The sequence below is a fragment of the Natronogracilivirga saccharolytica genome (assembly GCF_017921895.1).
Taxonomy (GTDB): Bacteria; Bacteroidota; Rhodothermia; order Balneolales; family Natronogracilivirgulaceae; genus Natronogracilivirga; species Natronogracilivirga saccharolytica.
Genome location: NZ_JAFIDN010000002.1, coordinates 318,993 through 338,153 on the forward strand (window position 1 = coordinate 318,993; position 19,161 = coordinate 338,153).

17 protein-coding genes are annotated in these 19,161 nt (G+C 52.6%); 7 read left to right on the forward strand and 10 right to left on the reverse strand.

Annotated elements, in window-relative coordinates:
- The first annotated feature begins 304 nt into the window (after window positions 1-304).
- Window positions 305-1,258: a ferredoxin reductase domain-containing protein gene (locus tag NATSA_RS03620; RefSeq protein ID WP_210510478.1), complete on the forward strand. Its 954-nt coding sequence runs from the start codon at window positions 305-307 to the stop codon at window positions 1,256-1,258.
- 61 nt (window positions 1,259-1,319) lie between these two features.
- Here the strand turns inward: NATSA_RS03620 and hypE are convergent, their stop codons facing one another.
- The 4 genes from hypE to hypF all read right to left on the reverse strand — a co-directional run bounded on the left by hypE (window position 1,320) and on the right by hypF (window position 6,411).
- Window positions 1,320-2,420 (reverse strand): hydrogenase expression/formation protein HypE, encoded by a 1,101-nt coding sequence (gene hypE / locus NATSA_RS03625; protein WP_210510480.1) that lies wholly within the window; start codon window positions 2,418-2,420, stop codon window positions 1,320-1,322.
- 13 nt (window positions 2,421-2,433) lie between these two features.
- Window positions 2,434-3,516, reverse strand: a complete 1,083-nt coding sequence (gene hypD / locus NATSA_RS03630; protein WP_210510482.1) for a hydrogenase formation protein HypD — start codon at window positions 3,514-3,516, stop codon at window positions 2,434-2,436.
- Window positions 3,517-3,591: 75 nt separating this feature from the next.
- Window positions 3,592-3,852 (reverse strand): HypC/HybG/HupF family hydrogenase formation chaperone, encoded by a 261-nt coding sequence (locus tag NATSA_RS03635; protein ID WP_210510484.1) that lies wholly within the window; start codon window positions 3,850-3,852, stop codon window positions 3,592-3,594.
- A gap of 129 nt (window positions 3,853-3,981) precedes the next feature.
- Window positions 3,982-6,411: a carbamoyltransferase HypF gene (gene hypF, locus NATSA_RS03640; protein WP_210510486.1), complete on the reverse strand. Its 2,430-nt coding sequence runs from the start codon at window positions 6,409-6,411 to the stop codon at window positions 3,982-3,984.
- 263 nt (window positions 6,412-6,674) lie between these two features.
- Here hypF and NATSA_RS03645 point away from each other — a divergent pair, with 263 nt between their 5' ends.
- The 6 genes from NATSA_RS03645 (at window position 6,675) to NATSA_RS03670 (ending at window position 12,890) form a co-directional block, all read left to right on the forward strand.
- The gene (locus NATSA_RS03645) at window positions 6,675-8,480 is read left to right on the forward strand and encodes an NAD(P)H-dependent oxidoreductase subunit E (RefSeq protein ID WP_210510487.1); all 1,806 of its coding nucleotides are present in this window, start codon (window positions 6,675-6,677) and stop codon (window positions 8,478-8,480) included.
- A gap of 85 nt (window positions 8,481-8,565) precedes the next feature.
- Entirely contained in the window at window positions 8,566-9,261 is a 696-nt protein-coding gene (locus NATSA_RS03650) for a 2Fe-2S iron-sulfur cluster-binding protein (RefSeq protein WP_210510489.1), read from the forward strand.
- A 12-nt stretch (window positions 9,262-9,273) separates the two neighbouring features.
- Complete coding sequence (locus tag NATSA_RS03655) at window positions 9,274-9,828, forward strand: NADH-quinone oxidoreductase subunit B family protein (protein ID WP_419539833.1); 555 nt, start codon at window positions 9,274-9,276, stop codon at window positions 9,826-9,828.
- A gap of 53 nt (window positions 9,829-9,881) precedes the next feature.
- Window positions 9,882-11,357 (forward strand): Ni/Fe hydrogenase subunit alpha, encoded by a 1,476-nt coding sequence (locus NATSA_RS03660; protein ID WP_210510492.1) that lies wholly within the window; start codon window positions 9,882-9,884, stop codon window positions 11,355-11,357.
- A gap of 24 nt (window positions 11,358-11,381) precedes the next feature.
- On the forward strand, window positions 11,382-11,885 hold the full coding sequence (locus NATSA_RS03665) for a hypothetical protein (RefSeq protein ID WP_210510494.1): 504 nt from the start codon (window positions 11,382-11,384) through the stop codon (window positions 11,883-11,885).
- A gap of 21 nt (window positions 11,886-11,906) precedes the next feature.
- Window positions 11,907-12,890 (forward strand): dihydroorotate dehydrogenase-like protein, encoded by a 984-nt coding sequence (locus tag NATSA_RS03670; protein ID WP_210510495.1) that lies wholly within the window; start codon window positions 11,907-11,909, stop codon window positions 12,888-12,890.
- Window positions 12,891-12,946: 56 nt separating this feature from the next.
- Here NATSA_RS03670 and hypB read toward each other — a convergent pair whose 3' ends face one another.
- The 6 genes from hypB to NATSA_RS03700 all read right to left on the reverse strand — a co-directional run bounded on the left by hypB (window position 12,947) and on the right by NATSA_RS03700 (window position 18,979).
- Window positions 12,947-13,909, reverse strand: a complete 963-nt coding sequence (gene hypB, locus NATSA_RS03675) for a hydrogenase nickel incorporation protein HypB (RefSeq protein ID WP_210510497.1) — start codon at window positions 13,907-13,909, stop codon at window positions 12,947-12,949.
- 134 nt (window positions 13,910-14,043) lie between these two features.
- Window positions 14,044-14,385, reverse strand: coding sequence for a hydrogenase maturation nickel metallochaperone HypA (gene hypA / locus NATSA_RS03680; protein ID WP_210510499.1), 342 nt, complete (start codon window positions 14,383-14,385; stop codon window positions 14,044-14,046).
- A 9-nt stretch (window positions 14,386-14,394) separates the two neighbouring features.
- Window positions 14,395-15,591: a TrmO family methyltransferase domain-containing protein gene (locus NATSA_RS03685; protein ID WP_210510501.1), complete on the reverse strand. Its 1,197-nt coding sequence runs from the start codon at window positions 15,589-15,591 to the stop codon at window positions 14,395-14,397.
- A 142-nt stretch (window positions 15,592-15,733) separates the two neighbouring features.
- Window positions 15,734-16,948 (reverse strand): chromate efflux transporter, encoded by a 1,215-nt coding sequence (gene chrA / locus NATSA_RS03690; protein WP_210510502.1) that lies wholly within the window; start codon window positions 16,946-16,948, stop codon window positions 15,734-15,736.
- A 93-nt stretch (window positions 16,949-17,041) separates the two neighbouring features.
- Window positions 17,042-17,839 (reverse strand): ABC transporter ATP-binding protein, encoded by a 798-nt coding sequence (locus NATSA_RS03695; RefSeq protein WP_210510504.1) that lies wholly within the window; start codon window positions 17,837-17,839, stop codon window positions 17,042-17,044.
- A 57-nt stretch (window positions 17,840-17,896) separates the two neighbouring features.
- A complete protein-coding gene (locus NATSA_RS03700; RefSeq protein ID WP_210510506.1) occupies window positions 17,897-18,979 on the reverse strand; it encodes a FecCD family ABC transporter permease in 1,083 nt (360 codons plus the stop codon).
- Window positions 18,980-19,161: the final 182 nt, after the last annotated feature.

Sequence of the window (19,161 nt, forward strand, 5' to 3'; positions counted from 1 at the left end):
CACAGGCCTTAATTAACAGATATTTACGCGCAATAACAAAAAAGTAAATTAAATCTAATGTTTGCGGCAGTGTGGGACTGACCTTCAGAATTCCTTATTTTCCAATATTGTTTTTGTAATTAAAATAGAAGCGGGGGCTGTACTGAATGTTGCCGGAAAAAGAACGTTGCAACTGGGGACATCGTTGATGGATAAACAACACAGAAGTGTCCGGGCAAGCTGATGAGAGAAAGGGTGATGCGGGAAACCCATTATCCTTGCCCGGTATTTCTTTCCCTGTTTTTTGTAAACCTGAAGATGCAGTATGAACAGCAAGACACATAATCACTCTGAAGTATCCTTCCCGGATGTATCGGTGAATCTTTACAAACCCAACAATCCCGTTGAGGTCAGTGTGGTTGAAAACAAGCTGGCAACGCTTGAGGTCAGTCCGAATATCATCAGACATATCACATTTGATGTCAGCGGGACAGAGCTGGAAGGGAATATCCGGACGGGGCAAAGTATCGGCATCATTCCGGAAGGCTATACCGAGCATGACGGCAAACCGGCAAAAGTCAGATTATACTCTGTCTCGTCACCTTCGAGGGGTGAAGACGGCGAAGGAAAGCTGATTTCCACTACCGTAAAGCGCGTCATTGAGGAAGATCTGGATACCAATAATCTGTTTCTCGGCATTTGTTCGAATTATCTCAGCAGTCTCAAACCGGGTGACAAGGTAAAGATGACCGGTCCCAGCGGAAAAAGATTTGTCCTGCCCGAAAACAGCCATGATTTCAATTATGTGTTTTTTGCCACCGGAACCGGTATTGCCCCCTATCGCGGCATGATCACCGATTTGTTCGAAAACGGTTTTGATAAACAGGCTGCACTGATTTTTGGCGCGCCTTATCGCACCGACCTGCTGTATTACGATTTTTTCCAGGGGCTATCGGTCCGCAACGACAATTTTCATTACCTGACCTCTATTTCCCGCGAAGGAACGCGTCCCGACGGCACCAAACCCTATGTCCAGTATCAGCTTATCGATTCGCGGGAGGTGCTGCGGCCGCTTCTTGAGCAGGATAATACGCTGATATATGTTTGCGGACTGAAGGGCATGGAGCTGGGGCTGTACCAGCTGCTGGCTCAGGAAGGCTACGAGGGCTATCTGCGGATTTCCGATGACATAAGGGACAAATCACCTGCGGAATGGGACCGGGATGATTTGAAAAAGCGGGTAAGACCATCCGGAAGGATGTTCCTTGAGGTGTATTAGTGCAATCCGGATGAGCGGCAGGTCATTGTCCGGCAGGGGTGTGACAGTAATGATGTATTGATCAGCATATCCGAGGCAACTGTTCGCCGGCCAGCATATCCAGAAACCTTCTTCCGCCTATCTCTGTGCTGAGCACGACTTTCCCTGGTTGCCGGTCAGTAACAGTTCCAATAATGGCGCTGTTATTACCGAGCGGGTGATCCTGCATTACGGAAAGCACGCCGTCTGCCTGGTCGGGCGGAACAACCATGACTACCTTTCCCTCGTTTGCCATATACAGGGGATCATAGCCGAAAACTTCGCAGATACCGCGAACCTCTTCATGGACCGGAATGGTGCTTTCATCAACATGGACTCCGAATGCCGGCCGTGAGCTTTTGCTTTTGGCCATCCGGGCCAGTTCTGCCAGAACCGTTGCCAGACCTCCCCGGGTAGCATCACGCATGAAATGCACGTCGTGGCCGGACAGAACATCTTCAATCAGACCATTCAGGCAGGCAGCATCCGACAGAACAGGAGAAGAGAATGACAATGATTCGCGCTCGCCGAGAATGGCGATGCCGTGATCGCCCACGTATCCGTTGACAATAATCTTGTCGCCGGTCCGGATGCGGTTTCCCTCCGGAATATGGGAAAACCGATGCTCAAGAAAACCCACCCCGGCAGTGGTGATGAACACCTTGTCGCATTTTCCCTTGTTCACAACCTTGGTATCGCCGGCGATGATCTGTACCCCCGCATCCCGCGCAACCGTGCCCATCTCACGCACAATCGCCTCCAGCTGGTCCAGCGGAAGCCCCTCCTCAAGAATGAAAGCCGCAGACAAGTACAGCGGCCGGGCACCGGTTACCGAAATGTCGTTGACCGTTCCGCTCACGGCCAGAGAACCGATATTGCCTCCGGGAAAAAAAATCGGATCTACAACATAGGCATCGGTGCTGAAGGCTATGCTTCCCCCCTGAAACCCGTTTACGTCACTCTGAGATTGTTTCTTGCCGCCCTGAAATTCTTCCCTTCTGCCCGGCTGCGGGAATATCCCGGAATCCCCCTGACGCCACAATATTTCGTTGTCAAAATGCTTCAGAAAAAGATCGTTGACCAGATCATGCGTCAGTTTTCCTCCGCTGCCGTGGCCAAGCCTGATATTTCGGTTCTGTTCCATTACTGCCATTCCGTTACTGTGATCCGTATTTGTAGAACGCGTGGCACGCCCCCTCTTCCGAAACCATGCAGGTCCCGACCGGATTGGCCGGATCACAAACCGAATCATACAAAATGCAATCCGACGGATGCCTCACCCCTTTCAGCACGTCCCCGCAGATGCATCCTTCCGGCTCTTCAGCAGCATCCACCTCGACCTCAAACCGGCGTCCGGCATCCCAACTTGCAAATTCCTCTCTGATTCCCAGACCGCTGAGCGGCAGAACACCCAGCCCGCGCCACCAGTCATCGCGGTATTCAAAAACCTCATCCAAAAGTGCCTGCGCTTTCCGGTTGCCCTCGGGTTTTACCACACGCATGTACTGAATTTCGACCCCGGCCCGTTTCTTTTTCCGCTGTTCAAGCAGCATGTGAATCGACTGCAGGATATCAGCCGGTTCGAACCCGGAAACAACAACCGGCAAACTGTACTTTTCTGCAATGTCCCGGTAAATTTCGGATCCTGTAATTGTGCTTACATGGCCCGGCGCCAGATAGCCGCTGATCTTCACATTTTCATCCACGATGGCAGCCATGGCCGGCGGCATCACTTTGTGCGCGCTGAGCAAATAGAAATTGGACAGGTTTTCCCGGCGGGCCTGAGTCAGTGCCACGGCACTTGCCGGCGAAGTCGTTTCGAATCCAATCCCCAAAAAAACCACGTTTTTGGATGGGTTGTCTCTGGCGATGGCCAGCGCCTCCAGAGTCGAGTAAACCATACGGATGTCCGAACCGCGCGATTTTTCCTGCTCGAGGGAAGATGAGCTGCCGGGGACGCGGATCAGGTCGCCGTAAGTGGTGATGATGACATCGCTGCGCCGCCCCAGTGCTATGGCGTGATCGACGAACTGAAGCGATGTTACGCAGACGGGACAACCCGGTCCCGACACCAGCGAAACATTATCAGGCAAAAGTGACGGAATCCCGAATTTCTGGATGGCCATGGTGTGACCGCCGCACACCTCCATGAACCGCACAGGCGGGCCGTCATAGGCGTTGATCCGTTCCACCAGAATGTGCACCAGATCTTTGTCGCGGTATTCCTTGATGTATTTCACGGGGCTGTTTCAGGTTAGTTGAGATTGTCCGGCCGGCTGTTCAGATAAAGCACTTGCCGGTACCCGGGAGTTCTGCTAATGCTGCTGATGAAGTCCGCCGGACGGCCCGTTTCCGGGATCTCCGGGCCCTTCCATTTCGCGGATGAGCTCGAGGGTGCGTTCCGCTTCTTCCTCACTGATTCGCTGCAGGGCAAAGCCGCTGTGGACAAGGACATAGTCTCCGATGCCGGCATCTTCAACAAGCTGCAGTCCCGCTTTCACTTTGCTTCCGCCAATGGATACCGTGGCAATATCGTCATTGATTTCTATGATTTTTCCTGGAATGCTGAGGCACATGATAGTGTTTTTTTGCCGTGAATGTTACTGCTGTTCGTGATTGTAATGTAATATTTTTTTTTGACCTGTTTCTGAGGCAGATGATGCTGCAGGGACCGGTCCGGCTGCGCTGCGTCCGGCCACGAAGGCTCAGATATTCCGGCGTGCGGCAACAGCAAGCTGCCCCAGCGCAATACCGGCATCATTGCAAGGTATTTTCAAAGGGGAGTAAACGTCAACAGATTTTTGCAGTTCGGACTCGGTTTTTTCCAGCAGGTAACGGTTTTGAAAAACCCCGCCGGAAAGTACGACTGTACTGGTGCCATAATGATCCTGCATTCTGGCTACCATATCAACAGCAATGGCTGCCAGCGTGTTGTGGAATCTGGCCGATATGACAGGCAGCGGTGTTTCCTGCTGCAGGTCAGCAACCATATCGCGGATCAGCGGAGCCGTGTTGACGACGGCCGGTCCGGATTCTTCTCCGGCCGGCTGGATGGAGTAACGATAGGAATCGCTGACCGTGTGATCGATGGCGGATTCAAGCCTCATCGGCGCTTCGGCATGAAAGGAGTTGCGGCTGCAGAGCCCCGTGATGGCGGCAGCTGCGTCGAACAAGCGCCCCACGGATGATGACAGCGGTGCATTCAGCTTGCGGTCAATGGCCTGATACATGAGCGGCCATTCCGGTCTGTGCCGGACCTCATCCGCAAAGGGTAGCCGGAGTTTCCAGATATCATCACCATAGACCCGGTACAGCAGTGAAGCCCCGGTCCGCCAGATGTCTTCTGCGGCCTTGTCGCCGCCGGGCAGCGGAATGTGACCGAAGTGGCCATAACGTCCGAATGAGTAGAAATCGGCATGGAGAAATTCTCCGCCCCATATGGTGCCGTCGGTTCCCAGTCCGGTTCCGTCCCAGCAAATTCCAATAACAGATTTTTCAAGGTGGAATTCAGCCATTGCCGCGGCGATATGTGCATGATGATGCTGGACCTGCTCCACAGGCAGACGAAGATCATGGGCGTACCGGGTGGAGAGGTAGTCGGGATGGAGGTCGCAGGCCGCCCGCCCGGGCTCTACCCGGAACAACCGGCACAATCGCTGCGCCGATTCATCAAAAAATTCGTATGTAGCCGGATCCTTGAGGTCGCCGATATGCTGGCTGAGCAGGATTTCATTACCTTTTCCTATAGCAAAGCAGTGATTCAGTTCGGCTCCGGCTGCGAAGATTCCGTCTGCCGGAAACGGCAGGTGAACCGGCTCGGGTACATAACCGCGGGAACGCCGGATCAGTCTGGGTTTGCCCCCCGATACGAAGGCAACCGAGTCGTCAGTACGGTTATGGATATCCCGGTTGTAGGTCAGAGTGGCATCAGCCATCCCGGAAAAAGTATCCAGGGCGGATTCGTTGTCCGTCACTATCGGTTCATCGGAGAGATTGCCGCTGGTCATAACGATGGCGCAGGGTCCTTCGGGAAGCAGCCTGTCGAATAGTTGGTGATGAAAGGGCATGTAAGGGAGCATCAGTCCTGCCGTGTCAAAGCCGGGGCTGATATCCTCTGCGAGGGGATTTCCGTTGACTGGCCGGACCTGCTTAAGCAGTACGATAGGACGTCTCCAGGATGTCAGCAGAGTGGCTTCTTCTGCGGATACATCGGCAAAACGGCGTGCCGAGGCGATGTCGGGTACCATAACCGCAAATGGCTTGCCGTTGCGCTGCTTGGCATTGCGCAATTTCCTGACGGCGGAATCGCTTGTCGCATCACACATCAAATGGAATCCGCCCAGACCCTTTACGGCCACCACGGCGTTGCTGCGGATCAGCCTGACACATTCATCCAGGATATTGCCGGTACCGGTGACGGGCTCCGGACGGTGCGGTTCCGGGTTGTCATATCGGGAGCCGGCTTTACCCGAATCAGATGGAGCATTTGTCCCGGAGTGAGCCTGGTGAGAAAATGAATCGCGGTGAGGTAATGAATCGCAGAGAGGCAATGAATTGTGATGCACGTACAAGGTATACACCGGCCCGCAGTGATTGCAGGCGACGGGCTGGGCATGGAACCGCCGGTCATCCGGAAAATCATACTCACCCCGGCATACTTCACACATTTCAAAAGGAGCCATTGTGGTATTGGGCCGGTCATAGGGCAGTTCCCGGATAATGGTGAAACGCGGTCCGCAGTGCGTGCAATTGGTGAAGGGATAGCCGATCCGGTGATCCTGGGTATTCATGTCTGAAAGGCAATCCCGGCAGACTGCGATATCGGGGCTGACTCTGGTAATGGAGTGGGATACTTTCCGGCTTTTTCTGATCCGGAAACCTGCGTGGTTTTCCGGTTCGGACTGATGAATTTCAAAGGAGTGTATATCTGATGATGCCGGTGCCTTGTCCCGGATGTCTTTTATAAAAAGCGCAAGCTGCTCCCCGTCACCTTCGGCAAAAATATGCACCCCGTCGGAAGAGTTGTGCACCCATCCTGCCAGGCCGTGCCGGCGGGCTATGCGGTAAATAAAAGGCCGGAATCCGACTCCCTGAACCAAACCTTTTACAGATATTTTCCTTGCCTGTATATCCATGGCTGCCGCCTTTTATTAACAGTGATGATGGAGACCGGGTGTATGATAATATAAATGAATTGCGGTGTCTTTTATTGACATTATAAATACCACACAGGAAAAAGTCAGCTGTTAAGCAGTGTTAATCAAAAGATATCACCAAATATTTATGATGTATGAAGAATAGTAATTTATAATGGATATAAATGCTTTTTTATATTATTATGGTAGTAATAGTATTGAAGCAGAAAGCGCTTTTTTCAACTATTTAAACGGTGATTACGATGGAAGAAAGTATTGCATCCACACTCGAGAAGTATCACCACGATCCCACCCGCCTGATGGATATTCTCATTGATGTGCAAAGCGAGTTCAGCTGCATCAGTGATTCCGCAATCAAGCAGATTTCCCGCGGACTTGATATATCGATAGCGGATGTTGAGCAGACGCGTTCGTTTTACCACTTTTTTTCAAAAAGACATACTGGCGAATTCTCCATCTTTTTGAATACGAGCGTGAATGCCTACATGATGGGACGTGATGCCGTTGCGCGGACCTTTGAGCAAGAAGCCGGCATACCGTTCAATGAAGTGACCCCGGACGGGCTGATCGGACTTTTTGATACGTCGTGTATCGGCATGAGTGATCAGGAACCCGCTGCCATCATCAACGGCAAGATCTTTCCCAACCTCACCCCCTTCCGGGTCAAGGAGCTGATCCGTGATATCAGGGCCGGTAAAAGTATGGAGGAACTGGTCGTGGAAGGCTACGGGGACGGCGAAAACAGCAACGAGGACATTCGCGCCGTTGTAAACAACAACATCAGGAAAATCGGACCGGTACTGGATCCGCAATATCGTCCCGGTGATGTGATCTGGAAAATACTTCCGGAAATGTCACCAGACAAGGTTATTGCTGAAATCAAGAAATCGAATATCCGTGGACGTGGCGGTGCCGGCTTTCCGACAGGTATGAAATGGGAGCTCGCCAGGCAGACAGAATCCGATGAAAAGTACATCATATGCAATGCGGATGAGGGTGAGCCGGGCACGTTCAAGGACCGGGTGATTCTGACAGAGCGCCCCAAACTGCTGCTCGAAGGCATGGTTATCGCCGCATATGCAACAGGAGCAAAAAAAGGCATATTGTATGTCCGGCATGAATACAAATACCTGAAAACGTATCTCGAGAACCTGATTAAGGGTGCCCACGAACGCAATCTCATGGGCAAAGACATCGCAGGAATCAAGGGATTCGAATTTGATGTGCGTATTCAGTACGGCGCAGGTTCCTATGTGTGCGGTGAAGAATCGGCATTGATCGAATCGGCGGAAGGCAAGCGCGGAGAACCGCGTGACAAGCCTCCGTTTCCGGTAGAGCGCGGGTATCTGGGCAAGCCAACGGTAGTGAATAATGTTGAGACCTTCTGCTCCGCGGTGAAGGTGCTGCTCAACGGTGCGGACTGGTACCGGTCTTTCGGCACAAAAGATTCCACAGGCACAAAAGTGCTGAGCATATCCGGAGACTGCCGGTATCCCGGAGTTTATGAAGTTGAGTGGGGATTTACGGTGCGTGATCTTTGCGAGATGTCCGGTGCTGTGGATGTGAAGGCAGTGCAGGTTGGCGGGCCGTCCGGTTCGCTCGTCGGTCCGGAAGATTTTGACCGGACCCTTTGCTTTGCTGACCTGTCAACCGGCGGATCGCTGATCATGTTCAATTATTCCAGAGATCTGCTTCAGGATGTCGTGCTCAACTTCACTTCGTTCTTTATTGAGGAATCATGCGGCTCCTGCTCTACCTGCCGGGTGATGCCGGTTATCCTGCGCGACAAATTGCAGAAAATTCTCAATGCACGCGGAGTGAAAAGCGATGTCAGCGATATGCTTGAATGGGCGAAAGTGCTCAAATCAAGCAGGTGCGGACTTGGCCAGACTGCGGCTAATCCGATTGTGACAAGTATCCGGAACTTCCCTGATCTGTACGACCAGAAGATCAGAGGCAAGGATGATTATGATACCGGTTTTGATCTGAACAGAGCTACCCGGGATGCCATGGCTGCAGCCGGAAGACTGCCGGTCAACGGGGGCTGAATATTCATCCTGCGACCGGCGGCGGAAGGAATCCAACCGCCGGGAAGTGTGAACCGTAACATTGCATTAACATAAGAGATTACATATGAGCAGCCTTAACAGATTTAACCTCGACGGTGAGAAGTGCATGGCCTGGGAAGGCGCCACGATTGTTGACGCTGCCAGGGAGAATGACAAGTATATCCCCACACTTTGCAACCTTGAGGGGGTGCCGCCCAAAGGCGCCTGCCGCGTGTGCACCGTCAAGGTGAACGGCAAGCTTATGACGGCGTGCACTACAAAAGTAACCCAGGGCATGCAGGTGGAAAGCGACACACCCGAACTGAACGACCTGCGAAAATCGATAGTGGAAATGATGTTTGTAGAAGGAAATCATCTGTGCCCATCCTGCGAGAAAAGCGGTGATTGTGAGCTGCAGGCTCTGGGCTACCGCTACAAGATGACCGTACCCCGCTATCCGTACTTTTTCCCGAAACGGGACATCGACTCCACCCATCCCAAAATTATCAAGGACCACAACCGGTGCATTCTTTGCAAGCGATGTATCCGGGCTATAAAGGATAAAAACGGACAAAGTATTTTTGCATTTCTGGGGCGTGGCTTTGACACAAAAATCTATGTGGATCCGGATCTCGCGGAAAATCTGACCGATGAACTGGCCGATAAATCCGTAGAGGTTTGTCCGGTCGGCGCCATTATGAAGCGCGGTGTCGGGTTCAAAACACCGATAGGCCAGCGCCGCTATGACCATCAGCCGATAGGAAGTGATATTGAGAAATAAACGGAGGTGAAAATTATGAAAAAGCCCGTCGTTGCCACAGCTTCGCTGGCCGGATGTTTTGGGTGTCACATGTCCCTGCTGGACATTGACGAGCGCATTCTGGATCTGATCGAGCTGGTGGATTTCAACAAATCCCCGATAACTGATATCAAAAGTTTTACCGGAAAATGTGATATCGGGCTGATCGAAGGGGGATGCTGTCTGGATGAAAATGTGCATGTGCTCAAGGATTTCCGGAAACATTGCCGGATTCTGATTTCTGTCGGAGAGTGTGCTATTATGGGCGGTTTGCCGGCGATGCGCAACGGTATTCCGGTACAGGAGTGCCTGGAAGAAGCATACATCAGCGGCCCGTCGGTCAAGGATTCCAATCCGGAGAGAATCATACCGAATGACAAGGAGCTTCCGGTGCTGCTGGATCGTGTTTACCCTTGTCACGAAGTGGTCAAAATGGACTATTTCCTGCCCGGGTGTCCGCCAGATGCCGATCTCATCTGGAATGCCCTGACAGCCTTGCTTGAAAATCGAGAGATAGATCTTCCATACGAAGTATTCAAATTTGACTGACAATATTGCAGTTAATAATCTGATAAAAAGTATTTGCAACCGAAGGTGTCTTTATGGGACAGAAAATCACAATTTCTCCAGTTACCCGTGTTGAAGGACACGGCAAGGTGACCATCCATCTGAACGACAAAGGGCAGGTTACACAAAGCCGCCTGCACATTGTAGAATTCCGCGGCTTCGAGCGCTTTGTTCAGGGTCGGCCCTATTGGGAGGCGCCTGTGCTGGTGCAGCGCCTGTGCGGCATTTGTCCGGTGAGCCATCATCTCGCCGCAGCGAAAGCCATGGACGTCATCGTTGGTGCAGGTACGGGTGACGGACTTACCCCGACGGCCGACAAGGTGCGCCGCCTGATGCACTACGGACAGCTCTTCCAGTCTCATTCCCTCCATTTTTTCCACCTCGTCTCCCCGGATATTCTTCTTGGCATAGATGCGGATCCGGCAATCCGGAACGTGATTGGCGTTGCAAAGTCATCCGAATACAAAGACCTGGCAGTTCAGGGGGTGATGATGCGCAAGTTTGGTCAGGAAATCATTCAGGCCACGGCAGGTAAAAAAATCCACGGAACCGGGGCGGTGCCCGGAGGTGTGAACAAGAGCCTGATTCCGGAAGACAGGGACCGGTTTCTGAATGGCGAAGACCCGATGAATATTGACAAAATGATCGAATGGGCGGAAGGTGCCATCGCACTGTTCCTTGATTATCACAAGAAGCACAAGGAGATGGTGGACAACTTCTCCAAATTTCCCTCCAACCATCTGAGCCTGGTCGGCAATGACGGGGCGCTTGATCTGTACCACGGCCGTCTGCGAGCGGTGGATCATGAGGGCAAGAAAATCCTGAATGACATTGATTATCAGAATTATCTGGATTATATCGGCGAAGAGGTGCGCTCCTGGAGCTACATGAAGTTTCCGTATCTTACGAATGTCGGCAAAGAGGAAGGATGGTACCGGGTGGGACCGCTAGCCCGGCTCAATACCTGTGATTACATTCCGACGCCCAAAGCGCAGAAAGCCTTTGAAACCTACAAGGCGTACACCGACGGCAAGCCGAACAACATGTGCATGCACACGCACTGGGCACGGCTCATTGAAACACTGTTTGCAGCCGAAATGATGAAGGAGCTGCTCAATGATCCGGATATCACGGGAAGCGACATCGAAGTTAAGGGTGATAAGATATTTGAGGGCATCGGCTTGCTGGAAGCGCCGCGCGGCACGCTTTTTCATCACTACCGCATCAATGAGTTCGACCAGATCACCATGGCCAATCTGATTGTCTCGACCACCAACAACAACGAGCCTATGAACCGGGCGGTCGGACAGGTGGCGAGGGAGCAGATGAACGGTCAGAAGGAGATTACGGAACCGATGATGAATGCGGTGGAGGTGGCGATCCGCGCCTATGATCCGTGTCTGAGCTGTGCCACTCATGCGCTGGGCCAGATGCCGCTTGAGCTTGAGCTTTATGATGCAACAGACCGGCTGATTGATCAGAAAGCCCGCTATATTGACACACCCGGCTGACGGAGGCGGGATTAATTATACATCATGGCTGAATCCGGCAACATATTGATTTACGGATACGGGAATCCCGGGCGGCAGGATGACGGCCTGGGCAATGAAATAATCGGGCTGGCCGGGGATTGGGCTAAACGCGAGGGGATCAAAGGTCTGGCGCTGGATTCAAACTATCAGCTGCAGGTTGAGGATGTGACCATGATCCACGACCGTGATCTGGTGATATTTGTGGATGCCAGTATGCGTCAGGATATTGCCGACTACCGGCTGGAGCCGGTTCAGGCCGATCCGCGGGCAACTTTCACCATGCACTCGGTGGCTCCCGGTTATATCCTCGCGCTGTGCCGGGAGATTTACGGGCAGCATCCTCCCGCCTATTTGCTGCATATCCGCGGTCACGAGTGGGAAATAAACGAACCGATATCTGATAAGGCCAGGGAGAACCTGCAAAAAGCCTGGGTGCGGCTCCGAAGGCTTATCAGAAAACCGGAAAAAGCCATGTCAGCCATAGATGATTTCAATTCTGCGGAGTAAACCCTAACCGGAGGTGCCGTTATGAAACTGTCGACACGTTATCTTGGACTCGAGTTGCGAAATCCGCTGGTCATGAGCGCATCGCCACTCAGCAGCAATATGGAAAATCTTCGTGCATGTGATGAACACGGAATTGGCGCCGTGGTCTTCCAGTCCCTGTTCGAGGAGCAGATCCAGAATGAAATGGACATGATGCTGGATAAGGATGACATGTATTTCTGGTATCCGGAAGCCGCTGAACTGGTAAAGGAGATCACAGGCGACCAGATGATCAGGCCCTATCTAAAGCGGATAGAGACTGCGAAAAAGGAGGTTTCAATGCCGGTGATCGCAAGCATCAACTGCCATAGTGCCGGCAGCTGGACCGCATTCGCCAAACAGATTGAGGATGCCGGAGCAGATGCCCTGGAGCTCAATATCGCGACGCACCTGCCTTACGAAGATGAGATGGATGACCGCACAATTGAGCAGATACAGTCGGATATTGTCAGAGCAGTCAAAAAACAGACCAGCATACCGGTAGCGGTGAAAATGGGTCCGTATTACACCAATATCATCCGCGCCGCACGAAAACTGACGGATGCAGGCGCTGACGGCTTGGTTCTTTTCAACCGGTTTTATCAGCCGGATATCGACATTGAAAAAATTGCTTTAGGCTCTGACAATTACATGAGTGCTCCGGAGGAAATGCTTCAGTCACTCAGGTGGATAGGCATTCTTTCCCCGCAGCTGACGTGCGATTTTGCCGCATCAACCGGCATCCACAGCTATGAACAGGTGATCAAGCAGCTTCTGGCCGGTGCAACGGTCACCCAGATCTGCACAACGCTCTACAAGCGGGGTTTTGATTATATTCCGTGGATACTGGAGGATCTCAGGGGATGGATGAAAGAGAAGGGCTACGCTTCGGTGGATGAATTCCGCGGAATCATTGCGGATGACAGACTGAGCTCGCCCAAATTTGAGCAAATTCAGTTTATCAGGAAAAACACGGTTCTTGACTGATGCAGGCTGTTGATGTCAAACAGCCCGGATGACGCGTAACCAGATCTTTCCGGACATTAGTGGTTTTTGACCGCTTTCAGAGATTTCAGCCAGTCGGTCCAGGTGTCCATGCCTTCTCCTGTGTATGCCGATACCTCGAAGAAACGTATGCCGGGGTTGATGCGCCGGGCGTATTCCCTGGCTTTTTCAAGGTCAAAAGGCACATGCGGCAGCAGATCGATCTTGTTGATTATGCAGTAGTCCGCATTCCGGAAAATGGTGGGGTATTTTGCCGGCTTGTCATCGCCTTCGGGAACGCTGAACATAACGATCCGGTGCGACTCGCCGAGGTCGAAGAGCGCCGGACAGACAAGGTTTCCGACATTTTCAATCAGCAGCAACGACTCCGGTCCGGGATCAAGCTGCTTCATTGCGCTGTTGATCATTGAGGCATCCAGATGACATCCGCTGCCGGTATTGATCTGCACAACCGGCACGCCGGTGGCATCAATACGCTCGGCATCATTCATGGTCTGCTGATCACCCTCGATGACAAAAAACGGGATTTTATCTTTGAGCTTCCCAAGGGTTTTTTCCAGCAGGGTTGTTTTTCCCGCGCCCGGTGAACTGATGAAATTCAGGGCGGTTATCCCTTTGGCCTCAAGATAGCCCCTGTTGCGCTCGGCCAGCAGATTGTTGTGCGATAAGATATCCTGCTCCAGACGTATTTCACGGGCTTTGGGCGAATCCTGATGTCCGTGATGATGCTCATGATTGTTATCATGGTGGTGATGATTGCCGTGGTGGTGAGCATGAATGTGACCGGTACGATCATGATGGTGATGATGATGGTCATGATGCACATGATCATGGCCATGCTCGTGAGCCCCGTGTTGGCCATGGTTGTGCGTATGTTGACCATGGGGACCGTGATGGTGGTGTGTCCCGTGGTGATGCTCATGGCCGTTGTCGTGTTTTTGTCCTGGCCGGCGAATGGTTACGCCGCCTTCGGTATCGCTGCATCCGCAAGTTCCGCACATAAGGCGCTCCGATTTTTACGGTCTGAAGGGCTGGAAAAATAATATCTGATGCTTACAAGCAACATACACAATTCGCCGATTGAGTGCAACGAATCAGTGTGCATAACGTCCGTTTAAAACAGCTTTAAAGCAGCTCAGACCACGCTCAGTGATGCAACACGCAGCTCCTTGCCCTGTATGATTTCCAGAGAAGCCGACGGGCACTCCGGACACAAATCTATATAGTCGGATACCGGGTACTCCCTGCCGCACGTGCGGCACGATCCGCGCGCGGGGATCTCCCGGATCGAAATCCTGGCCTGCTCTGCCACCGAATTGCGGACTGCTTCCTGCAATGCAAACTCAAGGGCATCCACTACAACGCCCGACAGCGCCCCCACGTCAATCTGCAGATCTGTAACCCGCTCTGCACCGGCCTTCCGGACTTCCAAAGTGGCAATATCAACGATATTTATCGCAATGGAGAGCTCATGCATGCAGACACCTCATGTTTGGTTTTCCAGACGGATGCCGCCGCCGTCCAGCGTTCCGGGACGAACACGGGCGCAGTCAAAGCAAAGAATGGCAGCGTTGTTGTGAGAATTTACCGGTTGCGGGGCTGCGGCGGATGGTGTTCCTGCGGATGTCTCCGGTTTTGATTCAGAACCCCCTGATCCGGCATTCGCTGGTACACGGACGGTACGGGTCGCCATGACATCTTCACCACAGTGATGGCACTTTTCGCTGTGATGCGACGGTGCATAATCCGGCACCGTCACGGTTACCCTTTTCGTATCAAACAACGTGTCAAAATCAAGTTCCAGGGTGCCGAAGGAGCGTTCTGTGCCACTTTGCTTGTAGGCCGCAACTGCTTCTTCAGAACGATCCTTATTTTTAATCACCTGCTCATAGAGCTCCTCGAATCCGGGAAAGGAAGACCGGATGTAATCGCGGGACTCCGGCCGCGAGATGATCCGCAGGCCATTGCCGCTTCGGTCAGCCAGCGTAAAGGCGGTTTTGCCGACATCCCGGAAAATGAGTCCGTTGTTTCCGAGAGAACATCCGGTAACTATCTGTACACCATCGGCAAAACAATTATTGGTTTCGACGATGGCGAGCAGGTCTTCCAGCCCGTCGGATTCCGGCCCGTTTTCATCGCGCAGATGACGCATGGCATGTGTGGCCGCCATAACTCCCATGGCCAGCCCGGGACAGTAATGTCCGTGCATGGCTGCAGCAGTCATGAGCAGTGACCGGGTGTCATTGGCCATGATCTGTTTGCGGATCGCCCGGCGTGGCTGTTTCTTCCGGATGGACTCGTGAACCGGTCCGGCAGCATCCAGCAGAGAGGTGTCAGGCGCCTTGATGTCCAGCACCGGTGTATTGTCAACTGCATCGAGACCGGTAACATAAAGAGTGTTGCCCTCACGGCGTTCCAGCTGTACTGTGGTGATGCCGATAGGATTGGGACGGACGGGCGACCGGCTGGCAAACGCGCCGTCAGGTTCCCGGCTGCGGGATTGATGAAAGAAAAAAATGATGTCAATGTATTGATGCTGCTCCAGTCCGTGCAGACCTGCGGTCATTTCGTCATTCAGGATGATTCGGCTGGTTTTGTGCTTGTATTCATAAGCCCTGTCAACATCGGTTGCCTCATTCCGGATGACACCGACGGGAGTAAAAGTGCAGGAAGTTGTGTTCATGGCTGGCATGTAATCTGATGCGGATCTTTTGTGAAATATCAGAAATATCCCGGTGCAAGTCAGCAGTCCCGGACGAATTTTCCGGTTTTATGATGAGTTGCTGAATTTTTGGGGAGAGCCTTCTGCTTAAAAGTTTATGTACTCACACAAAAACCCCGGCAACCAGTGCTGCAACGACAATCAGCGGTGCCGGAATCTTGCCGGATGCGAGCAGTATGACAGAGATAACAACGGCAATAATGTTTTCCGGTTGGAAGCCACTGGCCTGCATCAGGATAATTGCCGCTGAAGCAATGAGTCCCCCGGCAACGGCATTGATCCCTTTCAAAGAAATACGGATAGCATGAATTTGCTTGAGCTGTTCCCATACGGGATAAACAAAATAGATCAGAAGCAAACCCGGCAGGAAGATACCGATACCACCGGCCATGGCTCCCCCGATCTGCAACAAGGCTGTTCCGTCACGAGCCGCCATGCCACCGGCATAAGCGGCAAAACTGAACATCGGTCCGGGCAGTCCCTGAACCAGACCATAACCGGTCAGAAACTCTTCGTTGGACAGGTATTCCCGAATTTGAACCAGTTCGGAATGTATCAGGGGAATGACAACCTGTCCGCCGCCGAAGACAAGATATCCGTACCGGTAAAAATGCTCGAAAAGCTGAACAATCCGGTTATCGGATACTCCGGCCACAATCAGAGCGCAAAAAGCCACTGCTGCAAATATAATAAAGTATCTCCATGGTGGATTGAGCCGCACACGGTTCCAGATGTCCGATTCCCGGGAAACAAGAATACTGATCAGCCCGCCTGTGATCAGCACGACGGGAAATATCCAGGGATCGCGGAGGAACCATGTTGTTGCGGCACCAAATAACAGGAGCAGAGCCGTGGTGGTGTCGTTAACAACCTTTTTTCCAATCCGGAAGGTTGCAACAATGATAAATCCAACGGCCATCGGTCCGATGAATCGCAGGATGTCATCAGAAATCTCCCGGGCTGCGAGAAACTGATAAAGAAAGGAAAGTGCGGTCATTGCAGTGAGTACCGGCAAAGCCCAGACAAGCATTGTCAGGAAAGCGAGCAGGGGTCCTCCGGTTTTGTGCCCGACGGCGATTATGGTCTGTGTACTGGTCGGACCCGGCAGTATGCTGCATAGTGCTATAAGTTCTACCAGTTCGTTTTCGGTCAGGTATTTTTTCCTGGCTACCAGCTGATCAAGAAAAACACTGTAATGCGCTTCAGGCCCGCCGTAGGCACCCAGCGAGCAGATAAGGACATCCTTCAGAAAGGTACTTCTTTTTACAGGGTGCTCCGGTCCTGCTTCTTGTTCACCGGTTTGCGCAGAAACATTCATCTGTTAAAGTTGTGATGTGCTTTGGGAGTTTTTGCGGCCCGCCCGCTTATCAGCAAGTACTGGCAAGAGTTGTCTGACGCTATGTCCGGCATGTTAATTATTGGTATGGTTTGAGTGCTGTGAAGCAGGTATCTCCCGCCGGGGCAGAACCCAGATGTATTTGTCATCACGACGCACCTGCACCTGCACTCCGTACAGTTTCCGGATGTTGTTTTCGGTAATTATATCCGGTCCGCCATCGGCAAAAAGGCGCCCCTCTTTCATCATGAGAATCCGGGAGCTGTACATTGCGGCGGTATTAATATCGTGAATCGCCATGATGATGGTTATACCGCTCCGGGCCAGTGACTCCAGAAGCTCCAGCACCTCCATCTGGTATCTGAGGTCGAGGTTGGCTGTGGGTTCATCAAGCAGAAGGATTTTGGGTTCCTGAGCCAGTGCTCGTGCGATGAAAACCCGCTGCTGCTGTCCGCCACTCAGTTTGGTGATGTCGCGATCGGCAATATGTTCAAGGTTCAAGTCGTGCAGAATGCGGGAGGTTACCTGCAGATCGTGCTGACCGGGTTTCCAGTGGATGTGAGGTTTGCGCCCGAGAAGCACCGCATCAAAAACCCGTGCCGGTACCATTTTTTGCTCTGTTTGCGGAACATAGGCGATCATCCCGGCCCGTTCACGGGGACGGATATCCTGCAGTGTGCGATCGCCGAGTATGACACTTCCCTTTTGCGGTACCTGAATTCCGTTAAGACACTTTATCAGTGTACTTTTTCCGGAGCCGTTCGGGCCCACCAGCGCCGCAAATTCGCCGTCTTCAAAGTTCGTGGCAATATCCTGCAGTACCGGTATCCCTTTCTCGTATTGAAACGTGATATGTTCAAGTGTGATGCGCATGTGTGATAATGTATGAGAGTCACGGTAAAGCGGCAATGTCGGGTTGATGCGTGCGTGTCAGGTCCAGTAACCCCGTCCGACCCCCCTGATCAGCAGAAACAGGAACAGCGGTGCGCCAATGAACGATGTCAGAATGCCGACGGGCAGGATGACCGGGGAGAAAAGGGTGCGTGCCACCGTATCGGAAAGCAGCAAAAACATGCCTCCGAAAACTGCGGTGGCCGGAATGAGAAACGATTCGTCCCCGCCGATTATACGCCGGACAATGTGCGGAACCACCAGTCCTACAAACGCAATTATCCCGTAATAGCTGACCACAACAGCTGTGGCCAGGGAAGCGGCAAGCATTCCGCTCAGCCGGATACGGTCCGGATTTACGCCAACACTGCGTGCATATTCGTCCCCGGATTGCAGCGCCTTGTAATTCCAGGTCATAAACATGAAGAAAACCATTATGGGCGTGAGGATCAGCGCAAGCATGCCGATGTCGGTCCAGCCGGCACGACCCAGGTCGCCGAACATCCAGAAAACGATAGCGGCGAGTTCGATATCCGTGGCGATGTACTGCAGGGCCGATAATCCGGCGCTGAACAGCGATCCGATTGCGATGCCGGCCAGGATCAGGATTTCCGGGGTAATCCCGCGGAATCTGGCAATGGCCAGGATCAGACCGGTACCTGCCAGACTCCATATAAACGCCGAACCCATCACCGCGTAGCGATCCTGAAATACCGAAAAAAGACGAATGGCTGCTTCTCCGTCACCGCCGGCAATGTGTCCGGAACCCAGGAAGACGATGCCGAAAGCGGCTCCGAAAGCGGCGGCGCCCGATATCCCGAGCGTGTAGGGTGAGGCCAGCGGGTTTCGCAGCAGGCTCTGCATCACAGCTCCTGAAACCGATAGTGCGAGTCCGCCAAGCAGTGCTGCCAGCACCCTCGGAAGCCGGATATGTATAACAATCTGTTCCGTGACGGTATCACCGCGTCCGGTTACGGCCAGGATCACATCGCGCCATGACAGTCCCGCAGCACCGCTGGACATGGCATAGACAGCGACAAGCAGTGTCGCCAGGAAGATCAATGCCAGAAACAGCAGTCGCTTGCGGATATGATGATGATATTGGCGGATGACCTGGTTCATGCCGGAAGGTAGGCTGCTATTGTTTCTGTTTCAAATAAACAGGGTAAAGAGCTGCGGATTTTTCTGTGTGAACACAATCTTGCCTCGTCCGTAAATTCCCCCTTAACTTCTAAAGAGCTGCGGATTTTTCTGTGCGAACCCGTTTGGGTGGGATCCATGTTATGTTCGGTTGAGTGTCGGCC